At 63.5% G+C, this 17578-nt stretch carries 12 protein-coding genes; 4 read left to right on the top strand and 8 right to left on the bottom strand.

The window, feature by feature from the left end:
- Window positions 1–2: 2 nt before the first annotated feature.
- A complete protein-coding gene (gene tssC, locus BO1_RS10365) occupies window positions 3–1547 on the bottom strand; it encodes a type VI secretion system contractile sheath large subunit (RefSeq protein ID WP_028217499.1) in 1545 nt (514 codons plus the stop codon).
- 73 nt (window positions 1548–1620) lie between these two features.
- A complete protein-coding gene (tssB, locus tag BO1_RS10370; protein ID WP_028217500.1) occupies window positions 1621–2133 on the bottom strand; it encodes a type VI secretion system contractile sheath small subunit in 513 nt (170 codons plus the stop codon).
- 614 nt (window positions 2134–2747) lie between these two features.
- On the opposite strand from tssB, the gene BO1_RS10375 reads away from it, so the two are divergent.
- The 4 genes from BO1_RS10375 to tssH all read left to right on the top strand — a co-directional run bounded on the left by BO1_RS10375 (window position 2748) and on the right by tssH (window position 8692).
- The gene (locus tag BO1_RS10375; RefSeq protein ID WP_028217501.1) at window positions 2748–3479 is read left to right on the top strand and encodes a DotU family type IV/VI secretion system protein; all 732 of its coding nucleotides are present in this window, start codon (window positions 2748–2750) and stop codon (window positions 3477–3479) included.
- Window positions 3476–5302, top strand: a complete 1827-nt coding sequence (locus BO1_RS50490) for an OmpA family protein (RefSeq protein WP_043284397.1) — start codon at window positions 3476–3478, stop codon at window positions 5300–5302. The genes BO1_RS10375 and BO1_RS50490 overlap by 4 nt, the downstream gene beginning before the upstream one ends.
- A 96-nt stretch (window positions 5303–5398) precedes the next feature.
- Window positions 5399–5884, top strand: a complete 486-nt coding sequence (locus tag BO1_RS10385; protein WP_028217502.1) for an Hcp family type VI secretion system effector — start codon at window positions 5399–5401, stop codon at window positions 5882–5884.
- 81 nt (window positions 5885–5965) lie between these two features.
- Window positions 5966–8692, top strand: coding sequence for a type VI secretion system ATPase TssH (gene tssH, locus BO1_RS10390; protein WP_028217503.1), 2727 nt, complete (start codon window positions 5966–5968; stop codon window positions 8690–8692).
- A 144-nt stretch (window positions 8693–8836) separates the two neighbouring features.
- Here the strand turns inward: tssH and BO1_RS10395 are convergent, their stop codons facing one another.
- From BO1_RS10395 to BO1_RS10420, 6 genes are all read right to left on the bottom strand, one after another.
- A complete protein-coding gene (locus BO1_RS10395) occupies window positions 8837–9331 on the bottom strand; it encodes a DUF523 domain-containing protein (RefSeq protein ID WP_028217504.1) in 495 nt (164 codons plus the stop codon).
- Between the two features lie 252 nt (window positions 9332–9583).
- A complete protein-coding gene (locus BO1_RS10400; RefSeq protein WP_028217505.1) occupies window positions 9584–11233 on the bottom strand; it encodes a fatty acid--CoA ligase in 1650 nt (549 codons plus the stop codon).
- Window positions 11234–11322: 89 nt separating this feature from the next.
- Window positions 11323–12510: a beta-ketothiolase BktB gene (bktB, locus tag BO1_RS10405; protein WP_028217506.1), complete on the bottom strand. Its 1188-nt coding sequence runs from the start codon at window positions 12508–12510 to the stop codon at window positions 11323–11325.
- Between the two features lie 45 nt (window positions 12511–12555).
- Window positions 12556–14229, bottom strand: a complete 1674-nt coding sequence (locus BO1_RS10410; protein WP_028217507.1) for an electron transfer flavoprotein-ubiquinone oxidoreductase — start codon at window positions 14227–14229, stop codon at window positions 12556–12558.
- A gap of 36 nt (window positions 14230–14265) precedes the next feature.
- Window positions 14266–16056, bottom strand: a complete 1791-nt coding sequence (locus BO1_RS10415; RefSeq protein WP_028217508.1) for an acyl-CoA dehydrogenase — start codon at window positions 16054–16056, stop codon at window positions 14266–14268.
- A gap of 369 nt (window positions 16057–16425) precedes the next feature.
- A complete protein-coding gene (locus BO1_RS10420; protein ID WP_028217509.1) occupies window positions 16426–17430 on the bottom strand; it encodes an AraC family transcriptional regulator in 1005 nt (334 codons plus the stop codon).
- Between the last annotated feature and the right edge of the window lie 148 nt (window positions 17431–17578).

A 17578-nucleotide genomic window follows, 5' to 3' on the forward strand; every position in this document is an offset into this window, starting at 1 on the left:
CGTCAGCTTTTGGCTTTCGGCATCTGCGACACGAGCGACAGGCCGATGTCCATGCCTTCGACCTGGAAGTGCGGGATAACGAAAAGTTTGATGCGGAAGAAGCCCGGGTTGTCCTCGATATCCTCGACCGTGACCTTGGCCTCGCGCAGCGGGTGCGAGGCTTGCAGTTCGTCACCAGGGTCCTTCATCTCGGTGACGAGACTCTTGATCCAGTTGTTGAGCTCGAGTTCGAGCACGCGCCGGTCCTTGGTGGTGCCGATATTCTCGCGCTGGATCACCTTCAGGTAATGCGCGATGCGCGAGAGCAGGAAGATGTAGGGCAGGCGTGCGTTGATACGGCTGTTGGCCGTGGCTTCCTTCGTCTCGAAGAGCGCCGGCTTCTGCGCGGAGCTCGCCGAGAAGAAGCACGCGAAGTCGTGGTTCTTGTAAAACGAGAGCGGAATGAAGCCCAGGTTCGCGAACTCGAACTCACGCGTCTCCGGGATCAGCACCTCGGTCGGAATCTTCGCCTGAGTACCGGTGCCGAGATCGTACAGATGGACCGGCAGGTCTTCGACCTTGCCACCCGCCTGCGGGCCGCGGATCTGGACACACCACCCGTTATTCACGAAGCTGCGGCTCATGTTGGCCGCAAACGCGAACGAAGCGTTGACCCAAAGGTACCTGTCGTGGTCCGGGCCCTTCACCCCTTCTTCGTAGTTGAAGGCGCGCACGGGTACCGTGTCCTTGCCGTACGGCAGGCGGCCGAGCACGCGCGGCATCGTCAAACCCACGTAGCGCGCATCGTCCGTATCGCGGAAGCTCTTCCACTTGATGAATTCGGCCCGATCAAAGTAGTTGGCGATATCCTGGATCGCCGCCACTTCTTCCATCGACTTCTTGCCAAAGAACGCCGCGCCAACCGAACCGATGAACGGCATGTGTGCAGCGGCGGCTACCTTCGAGATATTGCGCAGCAGTGCAACATCCATCGGCGAGTTTTCGAACTCGTAGTCGCTTATCATCGCACTGATCGGCTGGCCACCCGGCGTGTCGTATTCCTCAATGTACGTGAGGCGATAGAGGCCGCTCTGAATGAGTTCCGGTGTATCCTCGAAGTCGCGCTGCAGCGCTTCCTTGGAGACGTCGAGCACCTCGACGCGTGCGTTGCGGCGGAAGTCGGTACGCGAGACGAGCATCTTGAGACCGCGCCAGCGCCCTTCGAGCGCCTGGAATTCCGCCGAGTGCATCACGGCGTCGAGCTGACGACTGATCTGGCGATCGAGCTGGCCGATATGGAAATCGAGCAGCGACTTGTCGAGCCGCTCCACAGGCTGGCTCGACTTCGCGATGAGCTCGAGGAACGCGCCCATGCCGCGCGCGATGCGTTCATCGGCCGAAGCTTCGGAGAGCGTGTCGCTGTCGCGGAACGCCTCGATCGGACGCGCCTCGGCAACGGGCTTGAGATTGATCTTGCTGCACAGCGAGGCATATACACTGTCGGCACTGCCGGGCGCGTCGAGCACAACGGTCTCGGTTGCGCCCTGGCTGGGTTCGTTCTGTTTCATTGGAATTCCTGTCTGCATTAGAACTGCGACCTGATTGCGAAACGCGGTGAAGGCCGATTTCGGCCGCCGGTGCTTAGGCATGCCCTTCCGGCTGCGTGGCGACCGTCGCCAGTTGGGCGAGTTCGCCACGCAGCTTCTCGGATAGACGCTTGTCCTTCAGGATCTTTTCGAACTCGCGACGAAAGGTCGCGTTATCGAGCAGGTTCGATTTCAGGTCGCGCAGCAGGTTGCGCATGGCAAGCATCGCCTGGAGCTCCGGAATCTGGCGGGCCACTTGCTCCGGTTCGAAGTCCTTCATTGAACGGAACGAAAGGTTGACCGGCAGTTCCGAGCCGTCGGCAGCCAGCGTGTTTTGCGCTGCGAATTTCAGATCCGGTGCATAATCGGCGAGCACTGAATCGAAGTTGTTCTTGTCGATATTGATCTTCTTGCGAGCGGCCAGCGGCGCCTGCTCGCGGCCTGCGCTAAAGTCCCCGGCGACGAGCAGCTTGAGCGGTAGCTCGACCTTCTTCTGCGCCCCGCCCGTATGCAGGTCCAGCGTGATTGAAACGCGACTTTTCGGAATTTCTCTCTGGAAGCTGTCCATCAGTAGTCCTCAGAAATGAGGTTCACGTTCACCGCAGGAATCAACCGCAACGACGAAGAGACTCCCGCATACGCACCGCGAATGCTCATTCCGACATCTCCCCAAGGTGTGGCTTTCATTCATGCGACCCTTATGCTGGACAGTATTTAACAGGTTATCCGGCATTCCGTCAAAGCCTTCTGAATATGATTGAATGACCCAACGCTTCGTCATAATTTGTCAATTCAACACAAACCCATATCCAGCGCAAATTTTTGTTGCATGCGAGTCTCCACGTACCCGCTTCCCGCTTTCTCCTGACGCAGAGAAGCACGGAAAAACACTATTAAAATCAACTCACTAATGGATATGTCACTGAGTTATATCAATATAGGCGCATTCACTAATGCGCATTGTTTATCTCAAAATAAAATGATGATGAACAAATGACAATTGTTCGAAAATACGCTATCCATATCGCACTAGAATTCGCTATGCTCCGGATAAAAGTGACATAGAGAATCTCTCTCGCAACAGGAAAAGAACTTAAACACTGCAGACCGGCCGCTCACACGGGTCAAGACCACCCCGTCGAGCCATCAGCATCACCGGTCCTGCGTCAAACATCATCGCGCATGAGCACACTCACATCGGGCCTGGACCCGCACGCCCCCCAGATCCCCGCCTCCGACGTCGCACGTCCGGCCGGCGTTGGCATGCGCGATCTGATGCACAACACCGCCCTGCTGGTGACCTCCGTTACCTCAGGCGGAACCATGAGGAACCCTGATCAGCTTCGTGAGCGCTGCGAACTGAACGTCGACCAGTTCGCGCATGCGCTCGCGCAGCGCGACTATCCCGAAGACGTCCAGCGCGAAGCGCTGCTCGCCCAGTGCGGGCTGCTCGACGAAATGGCGCTGCATTATCTGCCCGCCGAGGCACGCGTCGCGTGGGAACTGCGGCCGATGCAGGTAGAACGTTTCTCCGTCCACGATGCCGGCCGTCGGGTTATCGACAGCATCGAGTCCCATCTGCGTGAAGCCTCTCCGAACATCGAACTCCTTGAGTACTACGCGGCGATTCTTGGGTTGGGGTTCGTTGGCCGTTATGCGCTCGATGGACAGGCGAAGCGCACAGCGTTGATCGCATCGCTTCACGCGAAGCTCGAGACGTTTGGCCAGTCCACGGACGAACCCTTTGTGACCGATCAGACGGGAGGCCGGCTCTCCGGTTCAATGGGCGGGCTCGCGCCGTGGATCCCCGTCGCCCTCGCTGGCCTTGTGGCAATGGGGGTCTGGGTAGCCGCGAGCCGGGCGATCGACACGCAGCTTATACAGATCGAGTCTGCCAGGGTGACCCGACAATGAAATCCGACCTGTCCACACTGGCAGTCAGTTCCACTTCGCCGCAGGCCACGGGACACGACGGGCTGGGCTATCCCCTGCGTCTGATCGTGGTGTTGGCCATTGTGCTTGCACTCGGCGTGATCTGGCTCGTGGCGAAACCGGGCCTGGGGCTCGCATGGGTGCTCACGGGTGTGATCGTGCTCGCCGGGGCCTTGCTGATAGTCTGGCGCACGTGGCTGCTCGGCGGTGCGCGCGAGCGTGGCGCACATGTGCTGGCCGCGCTGGGCGCAGCCACCGCCGATATTCCGCTGCGACTGCGTACGCGCATGCCGCTCGTGCTGGTCACGGGCGATGACCTGAGCGCGCTGTTCGACCGGCACGACGGCAAACGGTTTGCGCATGTCGGCGATGGCGCGATCTGGCTGCGCGTGGACCGGCCGCAGGATCTCGCCCGTATGGCGGTCGTCGTACGGCAGTGGCGCGACGGGCGTGCTCCTGACGGTGTCGTGCTCTGCGTGGCACCCGCCCGGCATACGGATGTGGATGTGCTCACGCAATCGCTTCGCGTGGTGCGTCAGGCGGTGGCGGATGCCGCACGCATCCTGGGTTCACGTTCATTGCCTGGATATGTCGCGGTCTATCAGCGGCTCGCCACCGAGGGTCTTTCCAGTTCCCTGATGGAACTCGCGATGGCGCGTGGCACAACCGCATCGACGGACCTTCTGACGCCCCGGTGGTATGGCATCTCTTCGGCCTCGCACCTGATCGATACGCGTCAGTATGGGAGCATCGTCCGTGCCGCCGAAAATGACGCCTGGCGTGTGGCGGACAGCCGCGTGCCGGCGACCCGTGCAGCCGCGCTTGCTTCGATCATGGACTGGACGCAGCGGGTCGTGATCGACGCGCTGGCCGATCGTCGACAGCCCGACATGCCTGTAGCCGTGTACGGCGTGGGCTGGATCGACTGCGGGCCCGCTTGCGGGCCGGGTCATCCGTGGGAGAGCGACGTGCAACAACATACCGCGGTCGCGCGGGCGCCGGGCGCTGCTTCGCCCAGGCCGTGGCCGCTCCCCCAGCCGCTCATTCGCGCCATGCCGCAGCGTTTCTGGATGTCGCCACGGGTGGTCGCACTTGCCCACGCACTTGCGTTGCTGGCCTGCGCGGCCGCCGTCGCGTTCTTCTTCTCGATGCGGCACAACCAGGCCCTGCTCACGCGCATTGGCACGGACCTCGGTCGCTACTCGATGATTCCCGCCGCGCACGACGCTGCCAGACGCGATGCGCTGCAGGCGCTTGTCACCGATCGTGACGAGCTTCAGCGGTTTTCACGCTCGGGCGTACCGCTGCCGCTGTCATTCGGACTGTACCGTGGTGCCCGGCTGATAGCGCCGCTGAACGAGGCAATCGCGTCGTATCAGCCCCCCCCGCCGCCGCCCGCCGTGGTGACGCTCGACAGCATGTCGCTCTTCGACAGTGGCCGCGCCCAGCTCAGGGAGGGCTCGAACCGCGTCATGGTCAATGCGCTGGAGATGATCAAGGCGCATCCCGACAAGCGGATTCTCGTGGCCGGCTACACCGATAACGTGGGCGACCCGGACAGCAACCTGAAGCTGTCGACGGCGCGCGCCGAAGCCGTGCGCGACTGGCTCATTGAAGCATCCGGCATTCCGGCGACGCAGTTCGCCATTCAGGGTTACGGCGACACGCGAGCACTCGCGGATAACACCACCGAGTCCGGGCGGGCGAAGAACCGTCGTGTGGAGATCACCCTGGTGCCCGACGCCGCGAAGGACACGCCCCAGACTGGCGCTGCACCGGTCAGCACGCAAGGCCCACCTGGATAACGCGTTTTAGGACCCCGAAACTCCTGCTTCGGGATTGTGATGCCCGGTTTCTGATCATCCCCGGGCGATTGTCGTAGTAGAAAAAGGAGTGAAACAATGGCAATTCCCTCATACATGTGGCTCAAGGACGACGGCGGCGCGGACATCAAGGGTTCGGTGACCGTCCAGGGCCGCGAGGGCAGCATCGAAATCACCCAGTTCGCTCACAGCCTGCATATTCCGACCGATGGCAACACGGGCAAGCTGACGGGCACGCGTGTTCACGCACCGATCACGCTGTACAAGGAGACCGACGCCTCCACGCCCTATCTTTACAAGGCGGTCACGAGCGGCCAGACGCTGAAGTCGGCCGAAATCAAATGGTACAAGATCGACGACGCCGGCAAGGAAAAGGAGTACTTCAACACGAAGCTCGATAACGTGAAGGTCGTGTCGGTCAGCCCGGTGATGCACGACATCAAGAACCCCGACTTCGAGAAGCATAACCACCTCGAGAAGGTCGAGCTGCGCTACGAAAAGATCACCTGGTCGTACAAGGACGGCAACATCATCCATGCGGATACCTGGAACGAACGTTCCTGATCCAGCTGTGTTCTGAAGGGCCGGACTTGCCTGCCAACGGATCTCCGGCCCCCCTTCTTCTGATGTGCGAACAGCCCGAACATGACCGTGTACCACGACCGAAACGCTTCCTTGCGCGACGCCAGCGAGCTTCTGCAGCGGCTCAATTCCCACTGCGCGAACGCGCTCGAGGCCGCAGCCAGCCTGTGCCAGACACGGCTCGCGGACGAAATTACGGTCGAGCACTGGCTGCTCAAGCTGATCGAGGCCGGGGACGGCGATATCCCGGCCATCATGAACCATTACGAGCTGAACATCGACGCCGTGTGGGACGCACTGCTGCGGGCCATCGACCATACACCGCGCAACCTGCGTGGCCGTCCCAGCCTCTCGCCACAACTGGCCGTCGTCCTCCATGACGCATGGTTTCATGCGTCCACGCACGCCGGTACCCACGACCCTGCCATCCGCTCGGCCAACGTCCTTCAGGCGATCATCGAGGCGCCCCATGTCCTGCGCGCGGCCAATGCCTGGCAGTTGCTGTCGGTCAGCACGGCACAGATCGAACGCCTGCTGCCACGCCTCGGGCTGCGAACCTGTGAGAACCAGCCGGAAGAACCGGTAGTTTCCGCGCACCAGAGCGCTGCTCCGACGCAAGCCGGTGTTGTGAACGAAGCGCAAGAAGGAAAACCGGCGCCGGCTTCAAAGCGCAGCGTGGAAGGCGAAGCCCTCGCCCGCTTCGCGATCGACATCACGGCAAAGGCACGCGAGGGCAAGATCGATCCGGTATTCGGACGCGACCGGGAGATCCAGCAGATGGTCGACGTGCTCGCACGGCGCCGCAAGAACAACCCGATTCTCGTGGGCGAACCGGGCGTGGGCAAAACGGCGCTGGTTGAAGGCCTCGCGCTGCGCGTGGCCGAAGGCACCGTGCCGAACGTGATCCGCGACGTGCGCATCCTGACGCTCGATCTGGGGCTGCTGCAGGCGGGCGCTGGCGTCAAGGGCGAGTTCGAGCAGCGCCTGAAGAATGTGATCGATGAAGTGCAGGCTTCGAGCGTGCCGATCCTGCTATTTATCGACGAGGCGCACACGTTGATCGGTGCAGGAAACGCAGCAGGGGGCGCCGATGCGGCCAATCTGCTCAAGCCGGCGCTCGCGCGCGGCGAACTGCGCACGATCGCTGCGACCACCTGGTCGGAATACAAGGAATACTTCGAACGCGACGCCGCGCTCGAGCGGCGCTTCCAGATGATCAAGGTCGAGGAGCCCGATGACACCGCAGCCTGCCTGATGCTGCGCGGCCTCAAGGAGCGTTACGCGACGTATCACAACGTGCACATCCGGGATGAGGCGCTGGTGGCTGCCGTCAAACTTTCGCGCCGCTACATCCCTGCGCGCCAGTTGCCGGACAAGGCCGTCGATCTGATCGACACGGCGGCCGCACGCGTGCGCATGGGTCTTGAATCGCCGCCGGCGGAACTGCAGCGTGCCCACGCCGCAGTCGCAGCGCTCGAGCTTGAACTCGCCACGCTTGAAGACGACGCGCGCGCCGGTGTCGACGTCACCGGGGAGCGACGCATAACGCTGGATTCCGCGCTTGCCGATGCGAAGGACCAGCTGGAAACCCTGCAGCAGCGTTACAGTCGCGAACTGGGCCTTGTGCAGGCGCTGCTCGAACAACGCGGCACCACGATGGCCGGCAGTACCGCCGAATTGGCCCAGACGCGCGATGCACTCGCCGAGGCACAGGGCAAGGCACCGCTTGTCTTCGCCGACGTGGACGCCCAGGCGATCGCGCGTGTGGTGGCCGAATGGACCGGCGTGCCGGTCGGCAACCTGCTTGAAGACGAGTTGCAGGGCCTGCTCTCCCTGGAAGGCCAGCTCTCAAAACGTGTGGTCGCGCAGGACGAGGCGCTGGCCGCGCTCGCGGAAAGTCTGCGCACTGCGAAGGCTGGTCTTAAGAGCGAGCACGCGCCGCTCGGGGTGTTTCTGCTCACGGGCCCGTCTGGCGTCGGCAAGACGGAAACAGCGCTTGCTCTCGCCGACCTGCTGTTTGGCGGCGAGGCCGCGCTCACGACGATCAACATGTCGGAGTATCAGGAATCTCACACCGTGTCACAGCTCAAGGGATCGCCGCCGGGCTATGTCGGCTACGGCCGCGGGGGCGTCCTGACTGAAGCCGTGCGGCAGCGCCCATACAGCGTCGTGCTCCTCGATGAGGTGGAGAAGGCTCATCGCGACGTGCTAGACATCTTCTATCAGGTGTTTGACCGCGGCGTAATGCGCGATGGGGAGGGACGCGAGATCGACTTTCGCAACTGCGTGATGCTCATGACGTCCAATCTCGGCAGCGCACAGATTGACGAGGCTACGGCCGACAGCCCGGATATCGCGCAGACGGCACTCCTCGAGGCCATCCACCCGCAGCTTCTCGCGCACTTCCAGCCGGCCCTGCTCGCGCGCTTCCAGACACTGGTGTACCGTCCACTCGATGCGACCGCGCTCACCGCCATCGTGCGCCTGAAGCTGGCGAAGGTCGCCGAGCGTCTGTGCCGCCAGCACGACGTCGAGCTGGTTTGCGACGACTCGCTCATCGGGTCGATGGCCGAGTTGTGCCTCGCGCGCGAAGCCGGGGCACGCAATGTCGACGCGTTCCTGAACCAGCGTATCCTGCCGTCGATTTCCCGCGAATTGCTCACGCGCATGGCCACCGGCACCGCGCCCGCGAAGATCCTGCTCTCAAGCTCAGCAGAAGGCAACCTGACGATCGACTTCCTCAATCACGGTGCACCGGCTGCTGCCGAGCCTGCAGCACCGGCCACGTGAGCGGGACTGGATCGTGCCGCTGGGTAAACCGCTGGCTAACGGTTGCACCGGCACGGTCCGATAACAGAAACAGATAGTTTGAAACGACACACTATCACGTTACACACCAACACATCGATGACGCGCTTTCTCCGGCGCGAAGCCTCACGGTTCGCGCGCCAACCGCGCACTGAGCGCATCGATTTCCGAATCCGCGAAGACTTCGATGCCGTGCTTGCGCAGCAGCGCAGCCGTCACCCCTGCCCCTGCGCGTCGCTGGCCCGAAAAGCTCCCGTCATGGATGAGGCGGCTGCCGCACGACGGACTGCCATCGACTAGCAATGCGAAGCGGCAATCATGCTCGCGTGCGAGTTCGAGCGCGGCTTGCGCGCCCGCGAGGAAAAGCGCAGTCACATCGGCACCTGCCGTATCGACAACACGCGCCGCGCCCGTGAGCACCGCCTCGCCCGATTGCGCCCGTGCAATTTCGGCCGCCGGGCGCGGCACACCGAATCCCCCGCTCAACTCAGGACAGACGGAGACGATGCGGCCCTCGCGCCGCCACGCATCGAGCGCCGGATGGGCAAGCGTTTTGGCCGAGCCGTTATAGCGAACCGGACTGCCGAGCAGGCAGGCGCTGACCAATATCTTCTGAATCATTCGCGATCTTCCCTCGCTGCGTGCTGCGCCCTTGATGCACCCGGCGGCCACGGCCTGCCCTCATCTCGCGTGGCGGGCCCCATGTTGCCATGCCCTCGTCCCGCGCGCACCAATGAAAAAAGCGCACTCGAGGTGCGCCAGCTCTATGCCTGAAGTCTGCCGGAAATCCGCCGGATGCGCATCCCTGCGCGCACGCCGGCCGAACGGCACCCCGGCGCCGCACGAAACGGCGCCGGTAACCAACCTATCATCTCATTGGAAGTTCTCGCGCAGCCACTTCTTGTTCAGCTTGCCCACACTGGTCTTTTCGATCGCATCGACGAACTTGACGACCTCCGGCACCGCATACTTCGAGATCTGCCCGGTTTCGCTGAAACGCAGGACATGCTGCCGGATATCCTCGGCGCTCACGGGCGTGTCGCGCTCGGGGCGCAAGACAACCACGGCGGCCGGCCGCTCGCCCCACTTCTCGCTCTTGATGCCGATGACGGCCACTTCGGCCACGGCGGGATGCTGCGAGATCAGGCTCTCGATCTCCAGCGAAGAGACCCATTCGCCGCCCGACTTGATCACGTCCTTGATGCGGTCCGTGATCTGCAGATAACCATCCGTGTCGATGCGCGCAACGTCCTGTGTGTGCAGATAACCGCCCTCCCACAACTGCGTGGAGGCCTCAGGATTGTGCAGGTAGCCCTGCGTGAGCCAAGGCGCGCGTACGACCACCTCGCCGGTGGCGCTGCCGTCGTGCGGCAGGTCACGCATTTCGGCGTCCACGATGCGCAGGTCGACGAGCGGCACCGGCAGGCCGGTACGGCACCGCAGGCTGACTTCCTCGTCGATGTCGAGCGGCTCCGCCGTCGGCTTCAATTGCGCGAGCGTGAGCAGCGGACACGTCTCCGACATGCCGTAGCCCGTAAAGATGTCGATGCCCCGCTCCAGCGCGGCACGCGCGAGACCATGCGGAAGCGCCCCGCCGCCGATCACCACTTTCCACTTGCTGAAGTCGGCGCTCTGCGCCTGCGGGCAGCTCAGCAGCATGTGCAGGATCGTGCCCACGCAATGCGAGAAGGTCACGCCTTCTTCGCGGATCAGCTCCACGAGCCGGTCCGGCACGTAGCGGCCAGGATACACCTGCTTCACCCCGAGCACCGTCGCGATGTACGGGATGCCCCAAGCGTGCACATGGAACATCGGCGTGAGCGGCATATAGACATCGCCGCGATGAAAACGCTGGCCGGACTCCGGGCTCGCCAGCGCCGCCATCCCGGTGATGGTGTGCAGCACCAGTTGCCGATGCGAGAAATACACGCCCTTCGGCAGCCCGGTGGTGCCCGTCGTGTAGAACGTCGTGGCGCGCGTATTCTCGTCGAAGTCGGGGAAATCGAAGTGCGTGCCGCTCTGCGCGAGCAGGTTCTCGTATTCGTCGGCGAATGCCATGTCGGACGTGGCCGCCGCATTGCCTTCGTCGTCGATGAGCACGACCGTGCGCACGTGCTCGAGCTTGTCGCGAATCGCGGCCAGCACGGGCAGAAAATCCGCGTTGACGAGCAGCACTTGTGCGCCCGCATGATTGATCGTATACGCGATCTCGGCCTGCGAAAGACGAATGTTCACCGTCTGCAGCACAGCGCCCATCATCGGCACTGCGAAATAGCATTCCAGATAGCGATGGCTGTCCCAGTCCATCACCGCCACCGTGGTGCCGTGCTCCACGCCGAGCCGTTGCAGGCCGTTGGCGAGCCGCGCAATGCGCTCGTTCAACTGGGCGTAGGTCATGCGCACCTTGCCCCGGTAGACGATCTCCTGATTGAGCGCCTGTGTCATCGGCGTGTGCAGCAGGCGCTTTATCAAGAGGGGGTAGGCATAGGCGGATGCCATCGTTTCGGAGGCCTGATCGTACATGGCTGTCTCTAACATTCGGTGTTTTCAATTACGAGGCGCGCCGTGTTCGACTACACGGCGCGCCGGCACTATCGAGGCGCTTTCGAGCCTTAGCGCAGGTTCTCGAAAATCGCTGCAATGCCCTGGCCGCCGCCGATGCACATTGTCACCAGTGCATAGCGGCCGCCCGTGCGTTGCAACTCGTGCAGCGCCTTCACGGTGATGAGCGCGCCGGTCGCGCCAATCGGGTGACCAAGCGAAATGCCCGAGCCGTTCGGGTTCACCTTGGCCGGATCCAGGCCGAGCTCCTGCGTGACCGCGCAGGCCTGGGCCGCGAAGGCTTCATTCGACTCGATCACGTCGAGGTCTTCGACGCGCAGGCCCGCGCGCTGCAAGGCAAGGCGCGTGGCCGGCACGGGACCGATGCCCATGTGCAGCGGATCGACGCCCGCGTGCCCGTAGGCGACGAGCCGCGCCATCGGCTTGAGACCACGCTGCTCTGCGGCTTCGCGCGACATCAGCAGCACGGCTGCGGCCGCGTCGTTGATGCCCGAGGCGTTGCCGGCCGTCACCGTGCCGTTCTCCTTGGCGAAGACGGGCTTGAGCTTCGAGAAGTCTTCGATCGTCGCGTCGGTGCGCAGATGCTCATCGGTATCGAACACGACTTCGCGGCCCTTCACCTTCTGCGTGACGGGCACGATCTGGCTCGCGAAGCGGCCCTCGGCGATGGCGCGTGCGGCGCGCTGATGCGATTCGAGCGCGAGCGCATCCTGACGCTCGCGCGAAATGTCGAACTTGCGCGCGACGTTTTCGGCGGTCACGCCCATGTGCACCGTATTGAACGGATCATTGAGCGCGCCGAGCATCATGTCGACGAAGCGAGAATCGCCCATGCGCGCGCCAAAGCGCATATCGGGCGCGAGATACGGTGCGCGGCTCATGTTCTCCGCACCCGCGCCGATCGCGACATCGGCGTCGCCGAGCAGAATCGTCTGCGCCGCCGACACGACAGCCTGCAGGCCCGATCCGCACAGGCGGTTGACGTTGAAAGCGGGCGTCGAATCGGGAATGCCCGCGTTGATGGCCGCGACACGCGAGAGATAGAGATCCTTCGGCTCGGTGGCAATCACATTGCCGAACACGACATGGCCCACGTCCTCGGGCTTGACCTCGCTGCGCGCGAGCACCTCGCGCAGCACGATCGCGCCCAGCTCAGTGGGCGCGACGTCTTTCAGGCTGCCGCCGAATTTGCCGATTGCGGTCCGCACACCACCTACCACCACGACTTCTTTGCTCATTTGCCTGTCTCCTTCAATGGCTCGCGCGCGATTGCGCTGCGGGCATTACATGTTCGGATAGTTGGGTCCACCGCCGCCTTCGGGCGTGACCCACACGATGTTCTGCGTCGGATCCTTGATATCGCAGGTCTTGCAGTGTACGCAATTTTGCGCGTTGATCTGCAAGCGATCTTCGTCTGAATCGTCCTTGACGAATTCGTAAACGCCTGCTGGACAGAAACGCGACTCGGGACCCGCGTAGGTCTTGAGGTTGATGCCGACCGGCACTGTTGCGTCTTTCAGCGTCAGATGCGCGGGCTGGTTCTCTTCGTGATTCGTATTGGAAATAAACACGGAAGAGAGACGGTCGAACGTGAGCTTGCCGTCGGGCTTCGGGTACTCGATCGGCTTGCACTGTGACGCCGGGCGCAACATCTCGTGGTCGCGATGCTGGTGATGGAGCGTCCAGGGCACCTTGCCGCCCAAGAGCTTCTGCTCGATGCCCACCATCAGCGTGCCCAGATACAGGCCCTTGCTCATCCACTGCTTGAAGTTGCGCGCCTTGTACAGTTCTTCGTGCAGCCACGAATTCTTGAACGCGTCCGGGTAGGCCGTGAGTTCGTCGCTCTGGCGGCCCGCCTGCACCGCTTCAAACGCTGCCTCGGCTGCCAGCATGCCGGTCTTGATCGCCGCGTGGCTGCCCTTGATGCGCGCCGCGTTCAGAAAGCCCGCATTGTCGCCCACCAGCGCGCCGCCCGGGAACGCCAGCTTCGGCAACGACATCAGTCCGCCCGCCGTCATCGCGCGCGCGCCATACGAAACCCGCTTGCCGCCTTCGAGATACTTGCGGATCGCCGGATGCGTCTTGTAGCGCTGGAATTCCTCGAACGGCGAGAGATACGGGTTCGTGTAGGCGAGACCAACGACAAAGCCCACCATCACCTGGTTATTTTCAGTGTGATAGAGGAACGAACCGCCGTAGGTGTCCTTCTCGAGCGGCCAGCCTGCCGTGTGGATCACCAGACCCGGCTTGTGCTTCGCCGGATCGATCTCCCACAGTTCCTTGATGCCGATGCCATAAACCTGCGGGTCGGCGTCCTTGCCCAGCTTGAAGTGCTCGCTCAGTTGTCGGCCCAGGTGGCCGCGACAGCCCTCGCAGAACAGCGTGTACTTCGCGTGCAACTCCATGCCGAGCTGGAAGTTCTCGGTGGGCTCGCCATCCTTGCCGACGCCCATGTTGCCGGTGGCCACGCCCTTGACCGAGCCATCGTCGTTGTAGAGCACTTCGGCGGCCGGAAAGCCCGGGAAAATCTCCACGCCCAGCGCCTCGGCCTGCTGGCCCAGCCAGCGCGTAACATTCGCGAGGCTGATCACGTAGTTGCCGTGATTCTTGAAGTTGTCCGGCAGCGCCCAGTTGGGCACGGCCTTCGCGCCGTTTTCCGTCAGGAAAAGGAATTGATCTTCGGTCACTGGCACGTTCAGCGGCGCGCCCTTTTCCTTCCAGTCGGGAATGAGCTCGCCGATGGCGCGCGGGTCCATGACCGCGCCCGAGAGGATATGCGCTCCGATCTCCGAGCCTTTCTCCAGCACGCATACGCCGATCTCGACGCCTTTCTCTGCTGCCAGTTGCTTCAGGCGGATCGCCGCGGACAGGCCCGCCGGGCCGCCGCCTACGATCACCACGTCGTATTCCATCGACTCGCGCGGGCCGTATTGCGCGATCAAATCATTCGAATTCATGCTGCGTTTTCCGTTTCGGACGGCATCGGGCCGCGATCAGAACTGCTCTTCGGCGAGCGCGAGCACGCCTTCCCCGCCGCGTGCGCCCTGCACCGCGGTGGCAAGGCCGTTGGCCTGCGAGAGGACATGTTCGGCATAGAACTGCGCCATCGCGATCTTCGCACCATAGAACGACGGATCGTCGGCGAGATTGCGCTGCGCGACGAGCAACGCACGCGCAAGCTGCCAGCCGCACAGCACGATGCCCGCGAGCTTCAGATAGGGCACGCTCCCCATGAACGTGCCGTTCGGATCGCGCTTGACGTTCTCGATCATGAAGTCCACGGCGCGCGCGAGTGCCTGTGCGCCCTGCTCCAGCTGCGTGCGCATCGAAGCGGCCGCCGCGCCGTCGACTTGTGCGAGCGACTCAACCGTGTTCGCCACTTCATCGAGTAGCGCCTTCGCGACCGCGCCGCCGTCGCGCACCGTCTTGCGGCCGATCAGGTCGTTCGCCTGGATCGCCGTCGTGCCTTCATAGATCGCGAGAATGCGTGCGTCGCGATAATGCTGCGCGGCGCCCGTTTCCTCGATGAAGCCCATGCCGCCGTGCACCTGCACGCCCAGGCTCGTGACCTCGTTGGCCATCTCGGTGCTCCAGCCCTTCACGATGGGCACGAGGAACTCGTAGATCGCCTGATGGCGTGCGCGCACGCTTTCGTCCGGATGACAATGCGCGAGATCGCAGTGGCCTGCCGCCACATAGGCGAGCGCGCGTGCACCCTCGGTCATTGAGCGCATGGTGGCGAGCATGCGACGCACGTCGGGGTGCTGCACGATCGTCACCGACTCCTTGGCCGAGCCATCCACCGGGCGGCTCTGCACGCGCTCCTTCGCGAACGCCGCCGCCTGCTGGTATGCGCGCTCGGCAATCGCCACGCCCTGCGTGCCCACGCCGAAGCGCGCCGCGTTCATCATCACGAACATGTACTCGAGGCCGCGGTTCTCTTCGCCCACGAGGTAGCCGATCGCACCGCCGTTATCGCCGTACTGCAGCACGGCCGTCGGGCTCGCCTTGATGCCGAGCTTGTGCTCGATCGACACGCAATGCACGTCGTTGCGCGCGCCGAGCGAGCCGTCCTCGTTGACGAGGAACTTCGGCACGATGAACAGCGAAATGCCCTTCACGCCTTCGGGTGCGTTCGGCACGCGCGCCAGCACGAGATGGACGATGTTCTTCGCCATGTCGTGCTCGCCCCAGGTGATGAAGATCTTGGTGCCGAACACTCGGTACGAACCATCGGCCTGCGGCTCGGCGCGCGAGCGCACGAGCGCGAGGTCGGAGCCGGCCTGCGGCTCGGTCAGGTTCATCGTGCCGGTCCATTCGCCCGAGATGAGCTTCGGCACGTAACGGGCCTTCTGCTCTTCGGTGCCCGCAGTCAGCAGCGCCTCGATCGCGCCATCGGTCAGGAGCGGGCACAGCGCGAACGAGAGATTCGCCGCGTTGACCATCTCGTTGCACGGCGTGCCGATCAGCTTCGGCAGGCCCTGGCCGCCGAACTCCGCCGGATGTTGCAAACCTTGCCAGCCGCCTTCGGCGAACTGCTCGAACGCGGCCTTGAAGCCCGGCGTTGCCGTGACTTCACCGTCACGCCAGCTGCTCGGCGCGCGGTCGCCTTCCACGTTCAGCGGCGCGAGCACTTCCCCGCACAGCTTCGCGGCTTCGTCCAGCACCGCCTGCGCGGTCTCGAAGCCGGCATCCTCGAAGCCGGGCAAAGTGGCGATTTCGTCGATGCCGGCCAGCTCTTTGAGCACGAACAGCATGTCTTTGACGGGGGCGGTGAAGCTCATGGCGAACCTTTCTCTCAAGCGTGGATCTGGGGGCCGCGGTGCCGGGCGGCTGGGAGCCGGCGCGGCAGGGGCGATGTGCGATTGATCGTAGCGGCAAAGCCCGGCCACGGAACTGTCCAAACCGGACCATCTAGTGACAAATCTGGCCACGCCGTGTCTGACATCGGCGGCGAAAGTGCGGGCTACCAGGGTTGAACCTGGTGCGTTCGAGGCATAGCCCCCCAATGCTGGGGGTGGCGCCGCAGGCGTGTGAGCGCTAGCGAAACCGGGCGGCAATCAGCACAGGATGGCGCACACCCAACACAGGATCGAGCCCGAAACCAGACGCAAATTCGGCCATCGGGGGCGCGATGTTCAGGGGCGCCCGGCTCAGGGGCGCCCCCGATACGTGCCGGGCGTGCTGCCGGTCCAGTGACGGAAAGCGCGATGAAAGGCGCTGGGGTCATCGAAGCCGATATCGGCGCCAATGGCGGCGATGGTGTCTTGCGTGTCGGTGAGGCGCTGGATCGCCACATCGCGCCGCAAGTCGTCCTTGAGCACCTGAAACGAGGTGTCTTCGGACGCGAGCCGCCTGCACAGCGTGCGCACCGAGCAGTGCAGGTGCGTGGACGCCGCCTCGATCGTCGGCAAGTCGGGCAGCGTGCTGGCGAGATACTGGCGCACCTGATGGCTCACGCGTTGCTCGCTGAACGACTCGAAGATCCACTCCCCGGGCGAGCGCTCGAGAAACTGGCGCAGATTGCGCTTGCTCTGCCGGATCGGCATGTCGAGGTAAGCGGCGCTGAAACGGAACAATGCAGTCTCGCAGCCAAAGCGCACCGGGCACGAGAAAAAGTAGCGGTGATCGAGCGCGTGCGGCTGCCGCTCGCAGGCCAGCTCGACTTGAAGCAGCGGAATCTTCTGGCCGATCAGCCACGAGGAAACGCCGTGCGCGAGCTTGAGCATCAGCTCCTGGCCGAGCGGACCGATGGGCCCGAACGCAGCATGCGGGCGCAGCTCGACCTGGGCCACGAGTTCGCTGCGGCGCGATTCGAGCCGCAAGTCGTCAATCACGATATGAAAGAACTGCCCGAAGCGATGCAGCGCCGTCTCGAGATTGCGCGCGTCCAGCAGGCTCAGGCAAAGGAATTTGAGCGTGCCGCTGCGCAACGGGCGGCTGAAGATGCCTGGCATTTCGTCGTCGAGCTCGATCGCCAGCAAGCGGTAGAGCGTGGAGAACTGCTCCTCCGTCACGCGCGCGCCCGGCTCGTCGAGCAACTCCGCGGGAATGCCCGCCTGCTCCAGGTAGCGGGCCACGACTTCCGGCCGCGCGCGCGCAGCGGCAAGAAAGCCGCGTACGAGAGAGATGGGAACCGTCGAGCCGGTGAGTTGCATGCCAGGGTAACCGGCCGGATAGCCGAAACAGAATCGTTATACGGGGTTGTACTGCGGGGCGCGCTTCGGCGCAAAACCGACATGATACGTCTGAACGGGGCCAAGGCCCGCGATCCGAAGCATGGCACCCCGGATTGCCCGGCGCCCA

It is taken from the genome of Paraburkholderia oxyphila NBRC 105797 (genome assembly GCF_000685075.1).
Classification (GTDB): Bacteria; Pseudomonadota; Gammaproteobacteria; order Burkholderiales; family Burkholderiaceae; genus Paraburkholderia; species Paraburkholderia oxyphila.

Coding starts and splice junctions, on each gene's coding strand:
- BO1_RS10420 (WP_028217509.1), bottom strand. CDS start 17,430: ATGCAACTCACCGGCTCGACGGTTCCCATCTCTCTCGTACGCGGCTTT.
- BO1_RS10375 (WP_028217501.1), top strand. CDS start 2,748: ATGAGCACACTCACATCGGGCCTGGACCCGCACGCCCCCCAGATCCCC.
- BO1_RS10395 (WP_028217504.1), bottom strand. CDS start 9,331: ATGATTCAGAAGATATTGGTCAGCGCCTGCCTGCTCGGCAGTCCGGTT.
- BO1_RS10410 (WP_028217507.1), bottom strand. CDS start 14,229: ATGAATTCGAATGATTTGATCGCGCAATACGGCCCGCGCGAGTCGATG.
- tssH (WP_028217503.1), top strand. CDS start 5,966: ATGACCGTGTACCACGACCGAAACGCTTCCTTGCGCGACGCCAGCGAG.
- BO1_RS10415 (WP_028217508.1), bottom strand. CDS start 16,056: ATGAGCTTCACCGCCCCCGTCAAAGACATGCTGTTCGTGCTCAAAGAG.
- tssB (WP_028217500.1), bottom strand. CDS start 2,133: ATGGACAGCTTCCAGAGAGAAATTCCGAAAAGTCGCGTTTCAATCACG.
- BO1_RS50490 (WP_043284397.1), top strand. CDS start 3,476: ATGAAATCCGACCTGTCCACACTGGCAGTCAGTTCCACTTCGCCGCAG.
- BO1_RS10400 (WP_028217505.1), bottom strand. CDS start 11,233: ATGTACGATCAGGCCTCCGAAACGATGGCATCCGCCTATGCCTACCCC.
- bktB (WP_028217506.1), bottom strand. CDS start 12,510: ATGAGCAAAGAAGTCGTGGTGGTAGGTGGTGTGCGGACCGCAATCGGC.
- tssC (WP_028217499.1), bottom strand. CDS start 1,547: ATGAAACAGAACGAACCCAGCCAGGGCGCAACCGAGACCGTTGTGCTC.
- BO1_RS10385 (WP_028217502.1), top strand. CDS start 5,399: ATGGCAATTCCCTCATACATGTGGCTCAAGGACGACGGCGGCGCGGAC.